Origin of the sequence: Arthrobacter sp. zg-Y919, assembly GCF_030142045.1 — a bacterium.
Lineage (GTDB): Bacteria > Actinomycetota > Actinomycetes > Actinomycetales > Micrococcaceae > Arthrobacter_B.
In genome coordinates this window covers 1140395-1162644 of sequence record NZ_CP126242.1, presented here as the reverse complement: position 1 = coordinate 1162644, position 22250 = coordinate 1140395, and the positions used below count along the sequence as shown (strand labels likewise).

The 22250-nt window shown below is 67.4% G+C and carries 21 protein-coding genes; 10 read left to right on the top strand and 11 right to left on the bottom strand.

All coding sequences use genetic code 11. The features are described from left to right. Window positions 1–10: 10 nt before the first annotated feature. Window positions 11–1240: an MFS transporter gene (locus QNO10_RS05465; RefSeq protein ID WP_229949008.1), complete on the top strand. Its 1230-nt coding sequence runs from the start codon at window positions 11–13 to the stop codon at window positions 1238–1240. Then, on the top strand, window positions 1237–1968 hold the full coding sequence (locus QNO10_RS05460) for a glutamine amidotransferase (protein ID WP_229949010.1): 732 nt from the start codon (window positions 1237–1239) through the stop codon (window positions 1966–1968). The genes QNO10_RS05465 and QNO10_RS05460 overlap by 4 nt, the downstream gene beginning before the upstream one ends. On the opposite strand, the gene smc is transcribed toward QNO10_RS05460, so the two are convergent. Beyond that, the gene (gene smc, locus QNO10_RS05455) at window positions 1969–5568 is read right to left on the bottom strand and encodes a chromosome segregation protein SMC (protein ID WP_229949011.1); all 3600 of its coding nucleotides are present in this window, start codon (window positions 5566–5568) and stop codon (window positions 1969–1971) included. A gap of 214 nt (window positions 5569–5782) precedes the next feature. Between smc and QNO10_RS05450 the strand changes: the two genes are divergently transcribed. Genes QNO10_RS05450 through QNO10_RS05435 form a run of 4 tightly spaced genes read left to right on the top strand, consistent with a single transcriptional unit; the run spans window position 5783 to window position 11249 of the window. Further along, a complete protein-coding gene (locus QNO10_RS05450; RefSeq protein WP_229949093.1) occupies window positions 5783–6808 on the top strand; it encodes a 3-oxoacyl-ACP synthase III in 1026 nt (341 codons plus the stop codon). Next, window positions 6802–9417, top strand: a complete 2616-nt coding sequence (locus QNO10_RS05445; RefSeq protein WP_229949012.1) for an alpha/beta fold hydrolase — start codon at window positions 6802–6804, stop codon at window positions 9415–9417. Before QNO10_RS05450 ends, QNO10_RS05445 begins: the two co-directional genes overlap by 7 nt. Further along, window positions 9414–10421: an NAD-dependent epimerase/dehydratase family protein gene (locus tag QNO10_RS05440; RefSeq protein WP_229949013.1), complete on the top strand. Its 1008-nt coding sequence runs from the start codon at window positions 9414–9416 to the stop codon at window positions 10419–10421. The genes QNO10_RS05445 and QNO10_RS05440 overlap by 4 nt, the downstream gene beginning before the upstream one ends. A 9-nt stretch (window positions 10422–10430) precedes the next feature. Next, a complete protein-coding gene (locus QNO10_RS05435; protein ID WP_229949014.1) occupies window positions 10431–11249 on the top strand; it encodes a serine hydrolase domain-containing protein in 819 nt (272 codons plus the stop codon). A gap of 15 nt (window positions 11250–11264) precedes the next feature. On the opposite strand, the gene QNO10_RS05430 is transcribed toward QNO10_RS05435, so the two are convergent. The 4 genes from QNO10_RS05430 to QNO10_RS05415 form a co-directional block, all read right to left on the bottom strand. Beyond that, window positions 11265–12698 (bottom strand): HNH endonuclease, encoded by a 1434-nt coding sequence (locus QNO10_RS05430; RefSeq protein WP_229949015.1) that lies wholly within the window; start codon window positions 12696–12698, stop codon window positions 11265–11267. A 120-nt stretch (window positions 12699–12818) separates the two neighbouring features. Continuing rightward, on the bottom strand, window positions 12819–13451 hold the full coding sequence (locus tag QNO10_RS05425) for a hypothetical protein (protein WP_229949016.1): 633 nt from the start codon (window positions 13449–13451) through the stop codon (window positions 12819–12821). Continuing rightward, the gene (locus tag QNO10_RS05420) at window positions 13451–14536 is read right to left on the bottom strand and encodes a serine hydrolase domain-containing protein (protein WP_229949018.1); all 1086 of its coding nucleotides are present in this window, start codon (window positions 14534–14536) and stop codon (window positions 13451–13453) included. Before QNO10_RS05420 ends, QNO10_RS05425 begins: the two co-directional genes overlap by 1 nt. A 1-nt stretch (window position 14537) precedes the next feature. After that, window positions 14538–15050, bottom strand: a complete 513-nt coding sequence (locus QNO10_RS05415) for a winged helix-turn-helix domain-containing protein (protein ID WP_229949020.1) — start codon at window positions 15048–15050, stop codon at window positions 14538–14540. Window positions 15051–15258: 208 nt separating this feature from the next. On the opposite strand from QNO10_RS05415, the gene QNO10_RS05410 reads away from it, so the two are divergent. Continuing rightward, window positions 15259–15654: a VOC family protein gene (locus QNO10_RS05410; RefSeq protein WP_229949022.1), complete on the top strand. Its 396-nt coding sequence runs from the start codon at window positions 15259–15261 to the stop codon at window positions 15652–15654. Window positions 15655–15669: 15 nt separating this feature from the next. Here the strand turns inward: QNO10_RS05410 and mutM are convergent, their stop codons facing one another. The 4 genes from mutM to QNO10_RS05390 all read right to left on the bottom strand — a co-directional run bounded on the left by mutM (window position 15670) and on the right by QNO10_RS05390 (window position 18246). Then, on the bottom strand, window positions 15670–16665 hold the full coding sequence (mutM, locus tag QNO10_RS05405; RefSeq protein ID WP_229949026.1) for a bifunctional DNA-formamidopyrimidine glycosylase/DNA-(apurinic or apyrimidinic site) lyase: 996 nt from the start codon (window positions 16663–16665) through the stop codon (window positions 15670–15672). A gap of 12 nt (window positions 16666–16677) precedes the next feature. Further along, window positions 16678–17385: a ribonuclease III gene (gene rnc / locus QNO10_RS05400; RefSeq protein WP_229949028.1), complete on the bottom strand. Its 708-nt coding sequence runs from the start codon at window positions 17383–17385 to the stop codon at window positions 16678–16680. Window positions 17386–17473: 88 nt separating this feature from the next. After that, window positions 17474–17677, bottom strand: a complete 204-nt coding sequence (gene rpmF / locus QNO10_RS05395) for a 50S ribosomal protein L32 (protein WP_146364453.1) — start codon at window positions 17675–17677, stop codon at window positions 17474–17476. Between the two features lie 2 nt (window positions 17678–17679). Next, entirely contained in the window at window positions 17680–18246 is a 567-nt protein-coding gene (locus tag QNO10_RS05390; protein ID WP_229949094.1) for a YceD family protein, read from the bottom strand. 237 nt (window positions 18247–18483) lie between these two features. On the opposite strand from QNO10_RS05390, the gene QNO10_RS05385 reads away from it, so the two are divergent. Next, on the top strand, window positions 18484–19065 hold the full coding sequence (locus QNO10_RS05385; protein WP_229949030.1) for a YdcF family protein: 582 nt from the start codon (window positions 18484–18486) through the stop codon (window positions 19063–19065). Window positions 19066–19074: 9 nt separating this feature from the next. Here QNO10_RS05385 and coaD read toward each other — a convergent pair whose 3' ends face one another. Next, window positions 19075–19545, bottom strand: coding sequence for a pantetheine-phosphate adenylyltransferase (gene coaD, locus QNO10_RS05380; protein WP_229949032.1), 471 nt, complete (start codon window positions 19543–19545; stop codon window positions 19075–19077). A 40-nt stretch (window positions 19546–19585) separates the two neighbouring features. Between coaD and QNO10_RS05375 the strand changes: the two genes are divergently transcribed. Both QNO10_RS05375 and QNO10_RS05370 read left to right on the top strand, forming a co-directional pair. Then, complete coding sequence (locus QNO10_RS05375) at window positions 19586–20851, top strand: aminotransferase class I/II-fold pyridoxal phosphate-dependent enzyme (protein WP_229949034.1); 1266 nt, start codon at window positions 19586–19588, stop codon at window positions 20849–20851. Beyond that, window positions 20848–21624: a spermidine synthase gene (locus tag QNO10_RS05370; protein WP_229949036.1), complete on the top strand. Its 777-nt coding sequence runs from the start codon at window positions 20848–20850 to the stop codon at window positions 21622–21624. The genes QNO10_RS05375 and QNO10_RS05370 overlap by 4 nt, the downstream gene beginning before the upstream one ends. On the opposite strand, the gene rsmD is transcribed toward QNO10_RS05370, so the two are convergent. After that, complete coding sequence (gene rsmD / locus QNO10_RS05365; RefSeq protein WP_229949038.1) at window positions 21621–22226, bottom strand: 16S rRNA (guanine(966)-N(2))-methyltransferase RsmD; 606 nt, start codon at window positions 22224–22226, stop codon at window positions 21621–21623. The genes QNO10_RS05370 and rsmD overlap by 4 nt on opposite strands. Window positions 22227–22250 lie beyond the last annotated feature (24 nt).

Below are 22250 nucleotides of genomic sequence, written 5' to 3'. Positions count from 1 at the left end.
TCGCCTTATCATGGTGCGCTCTCCCCGAATCCGAATCCCGCAGGAAATCCAGGTCCTCATCGCGGCCGCCTTCGTCATCGCCCTCGGCTTTGGCCTCGTCGCCCCGGTGCTGCCGCAGTTTGCGCAGAGTTTCGACGTCGGCGTCACGGCGTCCTCCGTCATTGTCAGCGCCTTCGCATTCACCCGCCTGATCTTCGCCCCCGCCGGCGGCATGCTGCTGGAAAAGCTCGGCGAGCGCCCGGTCTACATTGCCGGCCTGCTGATCGTGGCCCTGTCCACCGCTGCCTGCGCCTTTGCCCAGAGCTACTGGCAACTGCTGGTCTTCCGCGGCCTGGGCGGCATCGGCTCCACCATGTTCACCATCTCGGCCATGGCCCTGATCATCCGCCTCGCTCCCCCGGAGGTCCGCGGCCGGGTCTCCAGCGCCTATGCGTCCTCTTTCCTGCTGGGCAACATCGGCGGTCCGCTGCTCGGCGGCCTCCTGGCCGGGCTCGGACTGCGGGTTCCCTTCCTCGTCTACGCCGCCGCACTGGTCCTCGCCGCCGGCGTCGTCTTCCTCCGGCTGAAGGATGCCCATCCCGCGGCCGGACCCGACGATGCCAAGCCGGCAGCGCTGCCCGTGCTCACCGTGACCGAGGCCCTGCGCGATTCGTCCTACCGTGCGGCGCTGGTCTCCTCCTTCGCCAACGGGTGGTCCTCCTTCGGTGTGCGCAATGCCCTGGTGCCGCTGTTCGCCGCCGCTGCACTGTCCGCCGGCCCGGAGGTGGCGGGCATTTCCCTGACCGCGTTCGCCGCCGGCACCGCCGTCGTCCTGACCTTCTCCGGCCGGCTGGCCGACAGCTGGGGCCGCAAACCTCTTCTCCTCATCGGACTGGCCGTGAACGCTGCAGCCACCGCGCTGATGGGCTTCAGCTCCAGCGTGCCCGAGTTCCTGATCATCTCCGTCATTGCCGGTATGGGAACCGGCCTGCTCAACCCCGCCCAGCAGGCGGCGGTGGGTGACATCATCGGCAACGGCCGCAGCGGCGGCAAGGTCCTGGCCACCTTCCAGATGGCCAGCGACAGCGGCGCGATTGCCGGGCCGATCCTTGCGGGCATGCTCGCCGACTCGCTGGGCTACTCCTGGGCCTTCGGCGTCACCGGCGCCATCGTCGCCCTGGGCTTCATCGCCTGGCTGACCGCACGGGAGACCCTGCCTGCACGGAAACCGGCTCCGACCCCCACTACCATCGAGGAATGAAGCCTTTCCTGCTCCTGGCCACACGCGCCGAAGATGACGCCGCCGACGAGGAATATGCCTCCTTCCTGCGCTTCGGCGGCCTCGAGGAGGAGCAGCTGCACCGGGTCCGCCTCGAAGCCGGACCGCTGCCCCCGGTGGACCTGGAGGACTACAGCGGGGTGATTGTGGGCGGCGGGCCGTTCAACTCCAGCGATCCGGAGGAATCCAAGTCACCCGTCCAGCTGCGCGTGGAGTCGGAGATGGCCAAGCTGCTTGACGACGTCGTTGCCCGCGACTTCCCGTTCTTCGGCGCCTGCTACGGCGTAGGTACCCTCGGCCGGCACCAGGGGGCCACCGTGGACCGCCGGTACGGCGAGCCCGTGGGGCCGGTGGAGGTCCACCTCACCCCGGAAGGCCGCCGGGATCCGCTGCTGGAGGGGATCCCGGACAGCTTTGCCGCCTATGTGGGACACAAGGAGGCGGTCGCCGAACTTCCGCCGCATGCGGTGAACCTTGCCGGTTCAGCCACCTGCCCGGTGCAGATGTTCCGGGTCGGGTCCAACCTGTACGCCACCCAGTTCCATCCGGAGCTGGACGTGGCCGGGCTGCTGACGCGGATCTCCGTGTACCGGAACGCCGGCTATTTCCCGCCGGAAGAGGCCCAGACGGTGATGGACGCGGCCCGGGGAACGGCCGTGCATGTGCCGCCCCGGGTGCTGCGGAACTTCGTTAGCCGCTACGCCTCGTAGCTACTCCTGTTCCGCGGGCGTGCGCTCGATCCGCTGGCTGATGACGGTGGACACGCCGTCGCCCCGCATCGTTACGCCGTAGAGCGCGTCGGCCACCTCCATGGTGCGCTTCTGGTGGGTGATGACGATCAGCTGGCTGGACTCGCGCAGCTCTTCGAAAATGGTGATCAGCCGGCCGAGGTTCGTGTCGTCCAGGGCTGCTTCCACCTCATCCATGACATAGAACGGCGAAGGCCGGGCCTTGAAGATGGCCACCAGCAGCGCCACCGCCGTCAGTGACCGTTCCCCGCCGGAGAGCAGCGACAGCCGTTTGATCTTCTTGCCGGCGGGACGGGCATGGACCTCGATGCCGGTAGTGAGCATGTTGTCCGGGTCGGTCAGGATCAGGCGCCCCTCCCCGCCCGGGAACAACCGGCCGAATACGTGCTCGAACTGTTTGGCGGTGTCCCGGTAGGCGGCGGTGAAGACCTCCTCGACCCGGCGGTCGACGTCGGCAATGATGTCCAGCAGGTCCTTACGGGTGGCCTTGAGGTCCTCCAGCTGGGTGGACAGGAACTGGTGGCGTTCCTCCAGCGCGGCGAATTCCTCCAGTGCCAGGGGGTTGACCTTCCCCAGCGCCGCCAGATCGCGTTCGGCGCGCTTCAGCCGTTTTTCCTGCTCTGCCCGGACGTACGGGATGCCGTCCAGCAGCGGATTGCCGTCCTCGTCCACCGGTGCGTGCAGGGCAGCCCACTTATCACCGGCATCCGGCTCGGCGGGCACCGGCACGGGCTGGTCCGGCCCGAAGTTGGCCACCAGATGCTCCGCCGTCATGCCCAGCTCTTCCAGGGCGCGGGTTTCGAGGGCCTCGATGCGCAGGCGCTGCTGCGCCCGGGCCAGTTCGTCGCGGTGGACCGAGTCCGTGAGCCGGGCCAGTTCCGCCGCGGCATCGTTATTGCTGCTGCGGACGGCGGCCAGCTCGGCCTCGCGGGCGGTCCGGGTTTCCTCGGCACGGTCCCGCTCTCCGGACGCGAGCCCCAGGGAGACCTGCAGGTGGGCCAGAACGGCATCCGCTGCCGCGCCGACGGCAACGGCCCGGGCACGCTGCAGGGACCGGAGACGTGACCGCTCGGCGGCGGCAATCCGGGCCCGGCGTTCGGCCGCGGCTGCACGTTCCAGGGATTCGGCGCGGCCGGAGACGGCCTTGAGCTGTTCTTCGGTGGACCGCAGGCCCAACCGGGCATCCATTTCCGCCTGCCGGGCGGAGGCGGCTGCCAGGGCCAGGGCGTCCCGCCGGTCGGCTGACGGTTCCTCCTCGGATTGGGGTTCCTCACCGGCGGTGGCGAGGCGCTCGGACACCGCAGCCAGTTTCGCTTCCTCGTCCACCACGTTCGCTTCGGCGACGGACACCAGGGCGGCGAGCCGGTCCGCTTCACCCGAGGCGGCGCGCAGCGCCGACCCCAGGGTGCCGAGCCGTTCGGCAACTGCGGCGAGCCGGGCATCGGATTCGTGCAGGGCCGCCAGGGCGGCGTCCGTGCGGGCGCGGCAGACATCCGCCCGCGCTGTTGCCTCCCCGATCCCGGCCCGGGCCTCCTCCGCCCGGGTCCGTGCAGCCGACAGACGGGCATCCGTTTCTTCGACTGCGGCGGAAATCTCCAGCAGGCCCGGAGCCGAGGCCGATCCCCCCCGGGCGCCGAACGCCGTTAGGACATCACCGTCGGCGGTGACGGCGGTGGCCCCGGGATGGAGGGACACCAGCCCGACTGCCGCGTCCAGGTCCTGCACGGCCACGGCGTTGCCCAGCAGCGCGTTGAGTGCGTCCTGGACCTTGGCGTCAGCGCTGATCAGCGACAGCACCGGCACCGCGCCGGGCGGCAGGTGCGCCGGCAGTTCCACGGCCGGGGTGGGAGTTCCACCCACCACCAGTTCCGCCTGCCCCTCCCCGGTGTCCTTCAGATGGCGCAGGGCACGCGCGGCGGCGTCAATGTCATCGGCGGCCAGGGCGTCGGCAGCCGTACCGAGGGCCGCAGCAACCGTCCGTTCGGACCCCGGCTTCACGCTGATCAAATCCGCGAGCGGTTCCAGCACCCCGCTCAACCCGGCCGCGCGGAGGGCGGCGCTGCCGTCCCTACGGTCCAGGCCGACGGCGAGCGCCTCGCGGCGGGCCGCAAGGTTCTCCGCTTCGCGGACGGCCTCCCCCTCGGTCAGCCGCAGCTGCTGCAGCGCCTCCTGGGCTTCCTCCAGCGCGGCCTGCGCTTCTTCGTACTCCGCGTCCAGGTCCGCTTCACCGGCTTCGGCGCCGGCGGCCGATCCCTCCAGCTGTCCAAACTCTTCCTGCGCACCGGCACGGCGTGCCTCCGCAGCCGTGATGGACTTCTGCAGCCTGCCCAGCTCGGACTGCGCGGAGGCCACACGTGACCGGGCCGCCTCCATCTGGCCGGCCAGCCGGGCCAGGCCCTCCCGGCGGTCCGCCGCGGCCCGGAGCAGGCCGGCATACCGCTTTTCCTCGTCTGCCGCTTCTTCTTCAGCCGCCTCGCGGATCTCCACGGCATCATCCAGCCGTGCCCGCCGGTCCTCAATTTCGGTCTCGAGTGCGGCAGCCTCGGCCCGCACCCGGTCCGCCGAGGCCTGCAGCTGCTCCGGATCACGGCCGCTGCCGGCGTCGGGTTCCACGGCCCCCAGCAGGCGGGCGCGTTCGGCCGCGAGAGCGGACAGGGAACGGAAGCGTTCCTGCAGGGACGACAGTTCGTACCAGGTGTCCCGCGCCGCGTTCAGCTGCGGTGCCGCCTGGGCGGCCTGTGCCTCCAGTTCAGCCTGGCGCTGCCGGCCGCTGTTCACGGCGGCTTCAACCTCCAGCCGGCGTGCCTTCAGGGCGGATTCGTCGGCGGCTTCCTTTTCAAAGGCCGCCGTCAGGGTGGCCAAGTCATCGGCCAGCAGGCGCGACCGGGCGTCCCGGACATCCTGCTGCACGGTCTTTGCCCGGCGGGCGACGGCGGCCTGCTTGCCCAGCGGTCCCAGCTGGCGGCGCAGTTCGGCCGTCAGGTCGGTGACCCGGGCCAGGTTCGCCTGCATCGCGTCCAGCTTGCGCAGGGTCTTTTCCTTGCGGCGCCGGTGCTTGAGGATGCCTGCGGCTTCCTCGATAAAGCCGCGCCGCTCCTCCGCGGAGGCATGCAGCACCTTGTCCAACTGCCCCTGGCCGACGATGACGTGCATCTCCCGGCCCAACCCGGAGTCGGAAAGCAGTTCCTGGATATCGAGGAGCCGGCAGGGGGTGCCGTTGATGGCGTACTCGGATCCACCGGCGCGGAAGAGCGTGCGCGAGATGGTGACCTCGGAGTACTCGATCGGCAGGGCGCCGTCGGCGTTGTCGATGGTCAGCGAGACCTGGGCTCGGCCCAGGGGTGACCGGCCCGAGGTGCCGGCGAAGATCACGTCCTCCATTTTTCCACCGCGCAGGGTTTTGGCACCCTGTTCGCCCATCACCCAGGCCAGGGCGTCCACCACATTGGACTTGCCGGACCCGTTGGGACCCACAACCGCGGTGACGCCGGGTTCGAACTCAAAGGTGGTGGCCGATGCGAAGGACTTGAATCCTCGCATAGTCAGGGTCTTCAGATGCACGGGGGTTAATCTTTCCTGCCGGGGTTGATTCCCTAAATCTACGCGGTTAGCGTCGAAATTCCGCTCTACTCGGAGAGCGTAATCGGGCATTTCCCTGCTGAATCGCGGGCCCGGTCAGTAGGCTTCTAAATGAGTCATATGATTTTAGGGCGTGGATGCAGGCTTCACGGCGGCCGCCAGCGCGACAGGTCCAGCAGCAGACAAGGCAGGCATTTTGACCGGGAACTTCAACTTCCAGCACTCCAACTCGGCCATCCTCAGCGTTAACAGCGTTGAAGCTCCGGTGGTGATGAGTTCCAGTGAATTCGATGAACGCCTTGAGCCTTCCCTCAAGCGGCTGCGGCTTTCCAAGCGCATGCTGGAGCGGGTGGCCGGCGTGAGTGAGCGGCGCTGGTGGGCCCCGGGCACTGCGTTCGACGACGGCGCCACCGAGGCCGGCGCCAAGGCCCTCGCCGAGGCAGGTGTGGAGGCCTCCGAAATCGGGCTGCTCATCAATACCTCGGTCACGCGCCGCAACCTTGAGCCTTCCGTTGCCGTCAAGATCCACAACGGCCTGGGACTTCCGTCCTCCGCCATGAACTTCGACCTGGCCAATGCGTGCCTGGGCTTCGTCAACGGCATGACCCTGGCCTCCAACATGATCGACTCCGGGCAGATCAACTATGCCCTGATCGTGGCGGGCGAAGATGCCCAGGGCGTGCAGGAAGCCACCTTTGAGCGCCTGAACCGCCCGGATTCCACCCGCGACGACTATCTGCGCGAATTCGCCACCCTCACCCTCGGCTCCGGTGCCGCCGCGGCCGTCATCGGCCGGGCCGACCGGCACCCCGGATCGCACCGCATCCTGGGCGGCGTGTCGCGTGCCGGCACCCAGCACCACGAACTGTGCGTGGGCGGCATCGACGGAATGTACACCGACACCAAGGGGCTGCTGGACGGCGGGCTCGAACTCGTGGTTGACGCCTGGCACGAAGCGCACGGCAACGGCTGGGACTGGTCCGGCATGGACCGCTACGTCACCCACCAGGTCTCCAACTCCTACACCAACGCCATCATCAAGGCCGTGGACCTGGACCGGAAGCGCGTGCCGATAACCTTCCCGAACTGGGGCAATGTGGGCCCGGCGTCGCTGCCGATGACCCTCGCCCAGGAATCCCGTTCCCTGAACCCGGGCGACCGGGTGCTGTGCATGGGCGTGGGCTCCGGACTGAACACGACCATGATGGAAATTGCGTGGTAGAGGAGCTTTGGCCCGGCGTTCCTGACTCCTGGTCCTCGTTTGTCCCTGTTCCCTCCACCGCCGCCGTCGAGGTCCCCGGTACGGTCCGCAAGTGGCACGTCCTTGATAACGGCCCTGATCTGGCCGCTGCCGGCGTCGAACCGGCCGGAACCCTGCTCTGCGTGCACGGCAATCCCACCTGGTCCTACCTCTGGCGCACCCTGCTGGTAGCCGGTGCTTCCGCGGACAAGCCCTGGCGCGTGGTCGCCGTGGACCAGCTGGACATGGGCTTCTCCGAACGCACGGGTGCCTTCCGTCGGCTCGAGGACCGGATCACGGACCTCGGGAACCTGACCGACGCGCTGGACATCACCGGTCCCGTCGTGACGGTCGGCCACGACTGGGGAGGCGTCATCTCCCTGGGCTGGGCGCTGCGGCACCGCCGCCAGCTGGCCGGTGTGGTCCTGACCAACACAGCTGTGCATCCGGCGGGGTATTCGCTGCCGCCGGCACTGAAGCTCGCCCTGCACCCGGCCGTCCATCCCTGGGGAACGCGCAGTACCGACGCCTTCATCCGCATCACGCACTCCCTCGCCTCCCCCGCCCTGCCCGGTCCCGTGCGGGAAGCCTTTGCGCTGCCCTACCGGAGTGCCGCCCGCCGGCAGGGTGTGGCGAACTTCGTGGCCGACATTCCCGCGGCCGAAAGCCATCCGAGCTGGCGCACCCTCAATACCGTCGCGGACGGTATCCGGCGGCTCAACGTTCCCTCCCTGGTGCTCTGGGGGCCCAAGGACCCGGTCTTTTCGGACCGCTACCTGCGCGATGTGCTGGAGCGGCTGCCGGCATCCTCGGTGCACCGGTTCGAGGGGGCGGGGCACCTGCTGCCCGAAGACGTCGACATTGCCGCCCCGGTGTTCTCATGGCTGCGGACCGCCGTCGAAGCGCCCGCGGATTCCGCCCTCCGGCGCACTGACCCGTTCCGTCCCATGCTGGCGGAGCTGGACGAACGCGCCTCAGACACCACTGCCGCCGTCGTCGACATGGCACCGCTGGGCGGGGACGCCGGACCACGCACCCTGTCCTGGGCGGGACTCGCCGAACGGGTGAACGCGCTGGCCGCGGGACTCGCCGCCGCCGGTGTACGTCCGGGAACCCGGGTGAACCTGCTCGTGCCGCCGGGCATTGAACTGACCTCGCTGATCTACGCCTGCCTGCGCCTGAACGCCGTCATTGTGGTGGCCGACGCCGGGCTGGGCACCAAGGGACTGGGCCGGGCCATCAAGGGTGCCGGGCCTGCCTTCCTGATCGGTATTGACCGGGCCCTCACCGGTGCCCGGGCGCTGGGCTGGCCGGGGACGCGGATCAGCGTGTCCGAGCTGTCCCCGGCGCGCAAGCGGCTGCTGGGGGTCCGGCATTCCGTCGAGGGTCTGATTGCCGACGGCGCCGGCTCCGAGGTGCCGTGGCACCCCACGGATCCCGACGCCGACGCCGCCGTCCTCTTCACCTCCGGTTCCACCGGTCCCGCCAAGGGTGTGGTGTACACGCACCGGCAGCTGGCGGCCATGCGTGATGCGATCAAGGACACCTATAACCTGCGGGCCGGAACCTCCCTGGTGGCCGGCTTTGCGCCGTTCGCCCTGCTGGGTCCGGCTCTGGGGGCGACGTCGGTGACTCCGGACATGGATGTCACGTCCCCGCGCACCCTGACGGCTGCCGCACTGGCCGACGCGGCGGTTGCCGTGGACGCCACCACGATCTTCGCGTCTCCTGCGGCACTGACCAACGTGCTGGCCACGTCCGGTGCATTGGACGCTCCGCAGCGGGCCGCGCTGGCACAGGTGGAGCTGCTGCTTTCCGCCGGTGCACCGATTGCCGAGCCGCTGCTGGCCCAGGTGCAGGACCTGGTGCCGAAGGCGTCCCTGCACACCCCGTATGGGATGACCGAGGCGCTGCCTGTCACCGACATCAGCCTCGAGGGCATCCGTGCCGCCGGTTCCGGCAACGGAGTCTGCGTGGGCACGCCGGTATCCGGGGCCGAGGTGGCCATTGCCGAAGTTTTCCCGGACGGATCCGTGGGCAGCAAACCACTGACCGTTGCGAACCGCACCGGCGAAATCCTGGTCAGTGCTCCGCACGTCAAGGACCGCTACGACCGGCTCTGGATCACCGAAAGCCACAGTTCCTCCATCGACGGCTGGCACCGCACCGGCGATGTGGGCCACTTCGACGACGAGGGCCGGCTCTGGGTGGAAGGCCGCCTGGGGCACATCCTCACCACGGCCGAAGGGGTCCGGACTCCGGTTGCAGCGGAACAGGCGGCCGAGACGGTCGACGGCGTGGGCAGGGTGGCGCTGGTCGGCGTCGGACCCGCCGGTGCCCAGGTTCCCGTGGCCGTGGTGGAAACCGATCCTCCCGCACGCCGGGCAGGCACCGCAGCACCCGGCCTGGCCACGGCCGTACGGTCCCGGGTGCACGAGCTGACCGGGCTTGATCTCGCGGCGGTACTGGTGCTGCCGCAGATGCCCACAGACATCCGGCACAACTCCAAGATCGACCGCACGGCCCTGGCGGGCTGGGCCTCCCGGCTGCTGGCCGGCGGTCCCGTGCCGCGCCTGAAGGGCCGCCGGTGAACGGGGCTGACGCAGTGCCCCGCAAGGTCCTCGTCACCGGTGCGAGCGGACTGCTCGGCGGTGCAGTAGCCGACCTGCTGGAAGCCAAGGGCCACAAGGTCCGCACCTTCCAACGCCGGCCGGGAGTCCCGGGCCGGGAGTCGGTTGCCGGTTCGGTCTCCGACGCCGCTGCCGCCGCCCGGGCGGTGGAGGGCATGGACACCGTCATCCATCTGGCGGCGAAGGTCTCCTTCACCGGCGAGTGGCATGAGTTCGAGGAAACCAACATCACCGGTACGCGGGTCCTGCTTCAGGCCGCACGATCGGCGGGGGTACGCGACGTCGTATTTGTCTCGTCTCCGTCCGTAGCCCACTTCGGCGAGCCGATTTCGGGTGCCGGTGCCGGCACCGCGGATCCGGCCCGTGCCCGCGGTTTCTACGCCGCGTCCAAGGCCGAAGCTGAGCTGATTGCGCTGGGGCAGAACTCGACGGATTTCCGGGTTACTGCCATCCGGCCGCACGTTGTCTGGGGTCCGGGCGATACGCAGCTGGTGGAACGCGTGATCGACCGCGCACGGTCCGGCGGCCTCCCGCTGCTGGACGGCGGAGCGGCCCTGATCGACACCACGTACATCGATAACGCGGCAGCTGCCATTGTCCGCGGCCTGGAACGGATGGATGCGGCGGCCGGCCGTGCGCTCGTGGTCACGAACGGCCAGCCCCGGCCGGTGGGTGAACTGATCGCCGGTATTTGTGCTGCCGCAGGAGTAGCTGCTCCAGCTTGGAGCGTGCCCGGTAAGGTGGCCCGCGGCGCCGGAAGCCTGATCGAGAAGGTGTGGCTTGCGGCTGGCAAGCGGGGTCTGGTTCACGACGAACCGCCCATGACACGCTTCCTGGCCGAGCAGCTTTCGACGTCGCACTGGTTCGACCAGCGCGAAACCCGTGAAGTCCTGGACTGGGTTCCCGAGGTTTCGATCGAAGACGGTCTGGTCCGGCTTGCCCGGCACTACTCCCCCACGTCTTAGGATGATTTCGTGAAAAGCCTGCAGAAGATAGAGTCCTGGCCGGTGGAGCATACCGCTGCCGCCGTCGTCGCCGCCGACGGCAAGGTGCTCGGCACTGCCGGCGACCAGGACCGCCGCTTTCCACTGGCATCCGTCACCAAGCTGCTCAGTGCCTACGCCGTGCTCGTGTCCCTCGATGAGGGAGCCTTGGAACTCGACCAGCCTGCGGGGCCTGAGGGTTCCACCGTGCGGCACCTGCTGGCCCATTCCGGCGGCTACGACTTCGGCGAGCGCACGGTCCGCTACACCCCCGGCACCCGCCGCCTGTATTCCAACGCCGGCTTTGAGGTGCTTGGCGAGACACTGGAACAGGCCACGGGCATGGCATTTGGGGAATACCTGCGGGAAGGCGTGCTGGTCCCGCTGGGTATGTCCGCCACCGCGTTAGAGGGCTCCCCTGCTGCCGGTGCCGTCTCCACTGCTGCGGACCTGAGCCGGTTTGCTGCCGAGCTGCAGGCTCCCACGCTCACCGATCCCGGCCGGCTGACCGAAGCCACGCAGGTGGTCTTCCCCGGGCTGGCCGGGGTGCTTCCCGGTTTCGGCCGGCAGAAGGAAAATGACTGGGGGCTCGGCTTCGAAATCCGTGCCCACAAGTCTCCGCACTGGACCGGTGCCAACAGCTCGCCGGCCACCTTCGGGCACTTTGGCCAGTCGGGCACCTTCCTATGGGTCGATCCGGAGGCTCAGGCTGCCGCCGTGTGCCTGACGGACCGTGATTTCGGTCCCTGGGCAGCGGAAGTGTGGCCTCCCTTTACCGACGGGATCCTTGCGGAGCTTTCCGGGCGCTAAGGTTCGGCAGAACGGTTAGGCAGCCCAAATAAGGTCGGTTATGCAATCTTCCAGGAGGCCCTCGGCGGGAGGAGCTCCTGACCTTGAATTCGTTCCGAGCCGATTCCCTCTGCTGGCCTCGACCTTGCCTCCAGGCAGCGGCGGTGCCGTTGACCGATAGGTATGTCCGGTCGGAGTGGTGGTCTCGATGGTGTGCGGTGTATTAGTTCCCGACGGGTCAACCGAGTACGCCTTCCAACCGGGTGCTTCCTTTGCCTGATTGCACGCCTCACACAGTCCCTGCCCGTTCTTGGTACTGCTATCCCCGCCGTCCCGATGTGGACGGACATGATCCACATGCCGGATAGGCGCTCCGCACCACGGCATTCGGCAGGTCTGGTCCCGTGTTGCGATAAAGCGTGCCAGCGATCGAGGGAACAAGCGTGCCCGGGAATCCATTGCGGTTAGTTCGCCGGTGGCCGGTTCGGTATAGAGCCGGCGGATCCAGCGTTTTGCCTGCTTGTCCCGGCCAGCGCTGCCACGGACCAGATCCCGCGCCCACTGTGACGGCACGGGACCGTATCCGGGGACCACAGCCGGCTCTGAGCCTGAACCCAGAAGCGTCCGGTCCGACATCACCAACTGCACTTCCACCTTCATCTGGCCTGCCTCGGCCTGCCCGGTCACGCGCTCCACCAGGGTGTCGGCCATAATCTGGCCCCGCCCCCGGGAATCCCCGGACGCACGCAGCCGGTCCGCTTCACGGGACAGCGCGGCATAAACGCCTACCCCCTGGGCTACCGGCAGCAGTCCCGTCAGGTAGGTCATGGTGTCCGGTGCGGGACGGCAGGAGACAAAACGTTCGGATTCGGCTTTGGCTGCACGCTTGATGGCTGCCTGCGGGTCCAGCCGGTAGGAGGCACTCCGGGCACGGGAAATGATCTGCCGGTCCCCCAGCGTTTCGAGCACCTCGGGATTACCCGCGACCTCTTGATCCACGCGGCGACGATCTTCAACGCTCAAACAGGCGGTCTCGCGGACCAGCAGCGTTGCCCGCCATTCATTGATCTTTCCTTGGGCCAGTGCGTGGAAGGTGCACGGCATCTCGGTGGTCAGGACCTTTGCGAACCCCAGCAGCCGTCCACCGCGGTGCGGTGACTCCCTCCGGGCCAGGGCAATCTGGGATGCGACGCCGCGGCCCAGATCCTCGCGCCGTACTCCGGCGTTAGCCTGCTTCCGGCGTTGCGAAGCATCGAACTGGGCGGCAGCCCGGGCCTGAGCTGCCGACGCTGCGGCTTTGAGTTCCTCAAGGATCCTGATCCGGTCGATGAGTTCGCTGTCCTCCGGCTCCCCGCCGGCCAGGCCTTCCGCCTGGTCCCCCAGCACCCCGACCCAGGCAGTCACCACCGCAGCCCCGGCAGTGGTTCCACCGGTCCGCGGAGAGGCTGGAGACTGGAATGATTCGAACATGTGTTCGAGTCTAGTGGGAATTCCAGACACGCTCTAGGGAAAAAATACCTGTTCCACCACCTGTTTTATCGAGTCTTTTTCCAGGTCTTCCAGGCGATGCCCTCGCGGCCGAAACCCTCCCTAACCGACTAGAAAAGAAAGGACGATGACGGCGACCAGCAGGGCCGCCTGCCCGGTCAACGCAAGATTTCCCGGCTCCTTCTTCTTCCCGGCCGCCGCCTTCCGGCCGGACTTCCCGGCCTTCACCTTCCTGCCTGGCGTCCCGGCCTTCACCTTCCGGCCGGGCTTATCGGTGTCGGGCCAATGCGGGGTTCCCCGCGCAGGGAGACCCGGCTGCAGGGACGGGTCCGACGGCAGTGCCTTCGCGGCCGCGGCTTGTGGCCTTCGGGTGTGATCCCACGCCTCCTGCTCGGCGTCCTCCGGTCCCGTCGAAGCCTCCGAGCCTGCCTCCCCCGCCGGGCCCACAGACTCAGACCCCCGGCCCGGCAGGTCCGGCCAGCGGAGAACGGCACCGGCAACAGCCGCCGCGAGCGCGACGATAGCCACTACCCAGAGGACGACCGGCCCTGGGCTCCACGGCACCACCAGCCGCAAAAGGCCCGCGAGCGAAGCCGCTTCCATCAAACCGGCCAGCAGTGACCTCCGGCTGGGACCGGAAGGCTGGCCCGCCCGTTTCCAGACGGGGACCGCCACGGACAAACAGGTCAGGACCAGCCAGGCGGCGAGGATCCAGGACATCAGGGTGAATGTCATTAGAGACCTTCCTTCAGCAAAGCCAACGCAGCTTCTTCCTGTCCGGCAGCCACATTGGAGAGGACCAGCACGGCCCTGTCTGCCTCACGGTCCATCGCCGCCATAGCGGCAAAGCCTCCGGTTTGGCCGTTGTGCCACGTCGTTGCCTGTCCACTCGATGGGGAGAGGGAGGTGAACCATGCCAGGCCCACCTGCTCGCCGTCGTCATCGGTATCCCAACGAGGGTCCAGAGCGCCGGAACCCGGTGCCGTCCCCGCCAGCAACGCCTCGAGGTAGAGCGACATATCCGCTGCCGTAGAGCGGATCCCACCCGCCGGTGCCGTGCCGTTGGCGGTCCAGGCGGCCTCCGACAGTCCGCTTGTCCCCCGCCCGGTCGGAGCACCGGAACGCAGGTTCTCAGGAGTGACCGGCACGTACGTGTCCTTCATGCCCAATGGCCCGAGAATCCGTTGCTGCAGCAGGTCGGCGTATTCCATCCCGGCTGCCTTGGCGAGCAATTGCCCAAGGAAGGCATAACCGAGGTTGGAGTATTCCACCGTGCCCCTCCCTCCCACGGACGCAGACAGTGGCTGATCCAGCACCTCCGCAGGTGAGGCTGTGTAGGGGTCGCGGTGGAGCATCGTTCCGGCGACCAGGGAGACCAGCGCTCGCGTGTTGGTGGCAAGCCGGGGAAGCCCCGAACGGTGGCTGGCCAGCTCGGCCAGGGTGACTGTGCCGATCTCGGCCTCCGGGTCCCGCAGCTCAGGGCCCAGGATCTCGGCAACAGTGGTCTCTAAGGTCACTTCACCACGCTCAACGGCGTCCGCCAGCAGTGCTGCCGTGAACGTCTTGGACACCGAACCGATTTCGAACTCGGTCCGCTCGTCTGCACCGAACCCGGCAAACCGGACAGTGCCGTCTTCCAGGTAAGCCACGCTGACCGCATCGGCAGGTGTCTGCAGCAAGGGCCCGACAGCCTCCGCGAGGGCTGCATCCCCCGAAACCTGCGTCGACAGGCGCGGCGTCCACGGGGCAGCAAGGAGCCCGCAGGCCAGGACAGCTGAAGCGGCAAGGACGGCCACGGTCTTGCGTCTGTATCTGGACATGTCAGTTACCTCCGGAGGCAGCGGTCAGAATCGCCAGCAGCGGGATGACCCGGGCCGGCGGAATTTGGTAGCGGGACCGGGCGTGCGGTGCGAGCCAGCCCGAGGCGGTCAGCTGGTGAACGTGGTGGTAAATCTGTCCGGAGGTTCCGGAACCCAGTTCCTCCACCAGATCTGCCACGGTCTCGGTTCCGCCGAGAACGGCCCGGAGCACAGCCAGACGGACGGGATGGCCGAGGGAAGCAAGGGAGTCAGCGAACTGCGTCCAGTCGACGTCGAGCAGATGCCCGGTCTCCAACCCGTACTGGTACTCGAAGTGGGCACCGGCACCGGTCGTGGCGGTGCCGGCGAACAGCACGGCTCCCGGCTCGGGATGGCGCTTCCGCACCCCTTCGAGGGCCCAGAACACGTCTGCCCCGTCCGCGGCCGACGTCGGCTCCGCGGCTTCCGTGCGTTGCTCCAGGGCTGCCACGCGTGCTTCCAACGCCTCCAGCCGGGCGTCGTCTCGTGGGGTCATGAATAGAGAATTACGTAATTCCGAAAAGATTGCAAGAGTTTCGTAATTTTTCTGTTCCTGACGCTGGTGGCGGGACCGGCCCTGGATGCCCGTCCGGAGCGCGCCCGGTGTGACGCCGGCTGCTTGGCGACGGATACCACCCGGATTTGTTACCGTACGCAAAGGTGCCGTGAACGGGCGCACTCCAACGCCCGAGACGAGGACAGCCGTGAAAATCTTCAATCCGCAGGTCATCCTGTTCGTCGCCGACGTCGCGCGGGCGGCACGCTTCTACGCGTCCCTCGGCTTCGTGGAAGAATCCCGCCTAACAGGCGCAGGGACAGCGCCCGTCAAAATAGAAATGTCGTTGGAAGGCTTCAACCTCGGGCTCGCACTGCCCGGACCGGCGGCCGAAGCCCACGGGCTCACCCCGGTCACGGCCGGACACCGCGCGTGCCTCACGCTCTGGACGGATGACGCCGCAGCCGCCTACGCCGCTGCGCTCGACGCCGGAGCAAGAGGCCTTCAAGGACCGCACCCGTTCCTGGATGGAAAACTCAGCGTTGCATTCGTCGAGGACTTCGACGGGCATCCGGTCCAGTTCGTGGAACGGCTGGCTCCCTAAAGGAAGGAGTGAAACCTACCAGCGCCCGTTCCGGGGCCGCGGCTGGCAGACCGGGCAGGAATACGAAGACCGGTTCATAAACGAATCCCGCCGGATCAGGGTATGCAGCCCCAGCTCTTCACACCGCGGGCAGGGCAGACCTTCGCGGCCGTAGGCGTTGAGGGACCGGGAGAAATACCCTGACGCGCCGTTGACATTGACGTAGAGCGAATCGAAGCTGGTGCCGCCCGCAGCCAGGGCCCGGGTCATCACGTCCCTTGCAGCCTCGACCAGCCGCAGCGCATCGGCCCTGCGCATGGTGTCCGTGGGGCGGGCAAAGTGCATCCGTGCAGCCCACAGGGATTCATCGGCATAAATATTGCCGACGCCTGAAATCAGCCCTTGGTCCAGCAGGGCACGCTTGATCCCGGTCTTCCTGCCCCGCAGCCGGCGGTAGAACTCATCAAAGGAAAACGCCGGATCCAGCGGGTCACGCGCAATGTGCGCGGCTTCCTGCGCCACCAGCGGCAGCGCGGTTTCGGACAGGCCGCCGGGAGCGCCATCGGGCGTGGGAACCAGATCGGTGAGGAACACCCCGCCGAAAATCCGCTGGTCCACGAAGCGCAGCTCATCCGGCATCGCAGCACCGGAAGCGTCCAGCGCGGGGCTCAGGGTGAACCTGACCTTCAGGTGCTTTTCGTCCGGAAGCGCCGAGTCCTCCATCAGCAGCTGGCCGCTCATACCGAGGTGGGCCATCAGCGCGAAGGAGGGCACGACGTCGTCGGCCGTGCCAGCCGGCGAAGGAACAATTGATGAAGAACGACCCTCCAGCAGCGGCAGCCACAGGAACTTGCCGCGGCGCACGACGTCGGCCACCACCGCGCCTTCAAGGTTGCCTTTGAGATCCTCGGGACCGGCAGCGTGACGCCGCACGGACCGTGGATCCACAACCTCGACGCCGGTGATGGTGCGGCCGCGGACCCATGACGCCAGTCCGCGGCGGACCACCTCGACTTCGGGAAGCTCAGGCATCGCCGGGCAGCCCTAGGCGCCGGCAGCCGCGGAGTCGGCTTCCTTAGCGTTGATCATCTTCCAGGAGGCAGCGGCGGCTTCCTGCTCGGCTTCCTTCTTGGAATGGCCGGTACCGGTGCCGTACGGCTTGTCGCCGATGTGGAGCACGGCGACGAAGCTGCGGGAATGGTCGGGACCGGAACCGGAAACCCGGTATTCGATGTCGCCCATTTTCCGGCCGGCAGCGATTTCCTGGATACTCGTCTTCCAGTCCGTACCGGCGCCCAGGGCTTCGGCGTTGGACAGCAGCGGGCCCACGAGACGCATCACCATTTGCCGGGCGGTTTCGATCCCGTGGTCCAGGTACACGGCACCGATGATTGCCTCGGTGGTGTCCGCAAGGATGGAGGATTTGTCCCGCCCGTTGGTGAGCTTTTCGCCCTGTCCCAGCAGGATGTACTCCCCGAGGCCCAGGTTCCGGGCGATACCGGCAAGGGCACGGGTACTCACGACGGCGGAGCGGCGCTTGGCCAGCTCGCCCTCGGAAAGATCAGGATTATCCCGGTAAAGCGCATCGGTTACCGAGAACCCCAGGATGGAGTCGCCAAGGAATTCCAGGCGCTCGTTCGTGGGGATGCCGCCCTGCTCGTAAGCGTAGGAACGGTGCGTGAGTGCAAGACGAAGCGTCCCGGCGTCGATATCGACACCGAGACGCTTCATAAGCTCTTCAGTATTCTTCACTTTTTGGATACAACCCGAAAAGCAGTATTCATGTGCCCGTCTGCAACAGTTCCCTTAGGGAAGCGCAAAACCGGGCCGAACACTGGTCTTAGACGTCCGCTACCTTGCGGCCCTTGTATTCAAGGAACAGCGCGGTGCCGGCGGAGTCGGTTACGACCTTGGCCTGGTGCGGCAGGCTATAGGTGACGCGGCCGTTCTCCACGGTCTTCACCAGGTTGGGCGCGGTCGCCTTCCACTGGGACCGGCGTGCACGTGTATTCGCGCGGGACATTTTCCGCTTCGGAACAGCCACGGCTAACTCTCTTCTCTCTCGTCTGACTCTGTACTTGGTGCCGCAGTATCTTCTGCGGCCGTGCCGGTCAGCCCGGCGAGGGCTGCCCAGCGAGGATCCACAACTTCATGGTGGTGACCCGGATCCTCCTCTAGGCGCGCTCCGCATTCGGAGCAAAGGCCTGGGCAGTCTTCCCGGCACACCGGCTGGAACGGCATGGTAAGAACCACTGCGTCCCGCAATACCGGTTCAAGATCGATGACATCTCGCTCGATCCGGTGTTGCTCTTCTTCATCTTCTTCTTCGAAGGACTCGGCGTCCTCGTAGTAGAAGAGTTCCTGCACATCGACTTCTTGGTCGTACGCGAGTGGCTTCAGGCAGCGGCCGCATTCGCCCCTTACGGGAGCGATTGCAATGCCGGATACCAAAATCCCTTCGTGCACGGCCTCCAACCTCAGGTCTAGCTCGAGGCTGGATCCTTCCGGAACGCCGATAAGCGCAACACCGAAGTCTTTCGGTGCCGGAACATGTTCATGAAGAGTCCGCATCGTTCCCGGGCTGCGCCCGAGATCCCTGACGTTTACCGCCAGGGGAGTTTCCGGATTGGACCGCGAAAATTCGCTAATGAGAACTCCTGTAGAACATAGACCGACATATCATCTTAGCCTGAGTTGCCGGAATCTCTCAAACTGCAGCTGCACCGCAGCCAGGGAACCCGTGCAGGCACGTGCTCCGCTCTCCAGTTTACCCGCCGTCGCGGATCCGGCTAATCGGCGTCCGGGAGGCTCCTCACGGCCGGGAGCGGAGGCGTCCCCTACTGTTGGAACGTGACTTTCCTCCGCTGGTTCCTGGGGCACCGGCTGCTCCGGCGCTGCACGACGGCGGCTCTGTGCCTTTTGGCAGTCTGGATCCTGGTTGCATCGAACCTATTTGTCTATCCTTCGGCCAGTGCCGGTGTACCCGCCCGGGCAGACGCCGTCGTCGTCCTGGCCGGTGCCAGCAGCGAGCGGCTGCCGGTGGGGCTGGACCTGCTGGAACAGGGTTACGCCCCGGTGCTGGTCCTTTCCGCAACCTACACGCCCGGCAACAGGGACACTGACGCTATCTGCGCCCGGAACCTCAATCCGCGCGTGGTCTGCTTTTCCCCGGCCCCGATGACCACCCGCGGGGAGGCGCGTGCCGTCGCCCGGCTGGCGAAGGACAGAGGCTGGACGGACATCCTCGTGGTGACTTCGCGCTATCACGTGACCCGTGCTGAACTGAACCTGGATCAGTGCAGCTCCGCGAACATCACCATGGTTGAGTCCGCGCCACAGCTGGGACCCGGGCAGTGGCTTGGCCGCTTCGTGGAAGAGACCGGCGGGGTGGCGGCCGGGCTGATCCGCCCCGCCTGCGCCAACCCGGTTTAGCTTGCCGGTCTAGCCTTCCGTCAGGCGCTTCAGCACCGCCGTCGGAACATAACCGGAGACATCGCCGCCCAGAGCCGCCACTTCCTTGATCAGGGAGGAGGAGAGATGGGCATAACTGCTTTCCGCAGCCAGGAACACGGTTTCGACGCCGGTGAGCTGCCGGTTCATCACGGCCATCGGCAGTTCGTACTGGTAATCCTGGACGGACCGCAGTCCCTTCACGATGGCAGAGGCACCGTGGTCGTGGCAGAAGTCGGCCAGCAGCCCGTCCCCCATGGGAACCACGGACACCCCGCGCAGCGACCCGAGGGTTTCGGCTGCCAGGGACAGGCGTTCCTCGGAGCTGAACCGGTACGTTTTCGCATAGTTGGTCGATACCGCCACGATGACTTCGTCGAAGAGATTGGCCGCGCGGGCGATCACCTCGAGGTGTCCGTTGTGGATGGGATCAAAGGAGCCTGGGCATACAGCACGTTGCATGAGTCGAATCTACCGGGTGCAGGCGGGTAATACTTGTTGAATGAGTGCAACCACAGCCGCGTCCCTGCTCCGCGCACAGCACGGCACCGGACCAGGCACCGGAGCAGGTACAGCCCAGCCCTGGCAGCGGACGGCCGCTGGTGCCAACCTTCTGGCTCCGGACGGCAACCTCGGGGTGACCATTTTCGAGGAGATCACTGCCCTGGCCGGACGGCACGGAGCCATCAACCTGGGCCAGGGCTTTCCCGACGAAGACGGCCCGGTGGAAATACTCGAAGCGGCCCGGGCCGCCATCTCCGCCGGGGCCAACCAGTACGCCCCGGGACAGGGCCTGCCGGTCCTGCGCTCCGCCGTCGCCGCACATCAGGAACGCTTCTACGGGCTGCAGGTGGACCCGGACAGCGAGGTCATCGTCAGCACCGGTGCCACGGAGGCCATCGCCTCGGCCCTGCTGGCCCTGACGGGTCCCGGCGACGACGTGCTGACCTTCGAACCGTTCTACGACTCCTACGGCGCCGTCATTGGACTCAGCGGTGCCACGCACACCACCGTCGCCCTCGAGGCGCCGCGCTTCCTGCCGGCCGACGGCGCCCTGGCCGCCGCGTTCTCCGACCGCACCCGCGTGGTCCTGGTCAATAATCCGCACAACCCCACGGGCGCCGTCCTGCCCCGGGAAGTCCTGCAGGAGATCGTGGACCTTGCGGCCAAGCACAACGCCGTCATCGTCACCGACGAGGTCTACGAGCACCTGACCTTCGGACCCGTGCATATCCCCGTGGCCACACTACCGGGTGCCGCCGAACGGACGCTGACCATTTCCTCGGCCGGCAAGACCTTCTCCGTGACCGGATGGAAGATCGGATGGCTCACCGGCCCGGCACCACTGGTGGCCGCAGTCCGTACCGTCAAGACCTTCCTGAGCTACACCTCCGGCACACCCTTCCAGTCCGCGGTCGCCGTCGGCCTGGGACTGGATGATTCCTACTTCACCGGCGCCGCCGCCGCCCTGCAGGCGAAACGGGATCTGCTGGGCTCGGGGCTCCGGGCCGCCGGGATGGAGGTCCTGCCCTCGTCCGGCACCTACTTCGTCACCGCCGACACCTCGGCCCTGGGCATTACGGACGCCACGGAGCTGGCCCGCAGGCTCCCGGAACTGATCGGCGTCGCCGCCATTCCCGTCGCCGTGTTCTGCCACGCCGAAGGTGCGCAGCGCACCCGGTCGCTGCTCCGGTTCGCGTTCTGCAAGAAAACCGACGTCCTGGACTCCGCCTCCGAGCGCCTTGCGCGGCTGGGCGGCCTGCTGTGAACGCGTCCCGGCTACTGCGCGGCATCGGCGCCCACGCCACCATCACCGAGGACGGCTTCACACCCGGCGCCTACATACTGAGCATCGGCGGCGCTGAACAGTCGCACGTGGATCTGGCCCGGCCGCATGAGATCTTCTACGAATACCTGCGCCGGATGGGAAATGTCCTGGACCTGGCCGCACCGGCCGGGCAGCCGCTGCGCGCCCTGCACCTGGGCGCCGGGGCGCTGACCCTCACCCGTTATCTCCAGGCCACCCGCCCCGGATCGAAACAGGTGGCGGTGGAACTCGAACGCGAACTGCTGGACTTCGTGCTGGCGCATCTGCCGCTGCCGGACGGCACGGTCCTGGAAACCGTGATCGGCGATGCCCGCGAGTCACTCGGCCGCTTTGCCGGGCAGAGCTTCGACGTCATCGTGCTGGACATCTTCGCCGGCCCGGACGCCCCGGCCCATTTGGCGACGGCGGACTTCTACGACGAGCTGGCGGCCCTGCTCTCCCCCGCCGGCGTGCTGCTGGTCAACGTCGGGGACGACCCGCCCCTTACCTTCGCGCGCCGGCAGGTGCGGGAGCTGCAGTCTGCCGTGGGCACGGCCGGAGAGGTGGCGGCGCTGGCCCAGCAGGACATGTTTAGCGGCCGCTATCCCGGAAACATCGTGCTTGCGGCGACCCTCGTCCCCTGGCCGGGCGAGTGGACCGAGCAGCTCCACGCCGCCGGACCGCAGCCGGCGGCGGTACTGACCGGCGAGGACCTGGACGTGTTTACCGGCTAGGCCTGCGCTGTATCCTCAGCGGACCCGGTATCCTCAGCGGCAGGCTCCGCGAACCAGAGGGTGGTCTCGCCGTATTTCCGCTCGCTGAAGCGCTCCATCCCCTCCGGCCAGACCGGTTCGGGCGAACGCGTGGAACGTTCCAGCACCACAACGGCTCCGTCCGCGAGGTGCCCGGCCAGCGAGGTGAGCACCGTGGCCAGTTCCGGTTCGGTCAAGGCATAGGGCGGGTCAATGAAGACCACGTCCCACAGCACGTCGGCAGGGACACGCAGCAGGAAGGTTTCCACCTTGGCCCGGTGCACGTTCACGCAGGTCCGGCCCAGGATCTTGTTGACCAGCCCGGCATTCTCCCGGCACGTGGCTGCCGGCTTATCGGCGAGTTCCACCAGGTCGACGGCGGCGGCACCGCGGCTGGCGCTCTCCACACCCAATGCCCCGGAGCCGGCGAACAGGTCCACCACCTTGGCGTCCTGCAGGACCCCGTAGGACTCCAGGCGGGAAAAAAGTGCTTCCTTCACGCGGTCCGTGGTGGGACGCGTCCCGTCTCCGGGAACACTGAACAGGGTGGTTCCGCCGGCAGCCCCGGCAATAATGCGGCTCATGCCTTCACTTTATCCGGCCCCTGC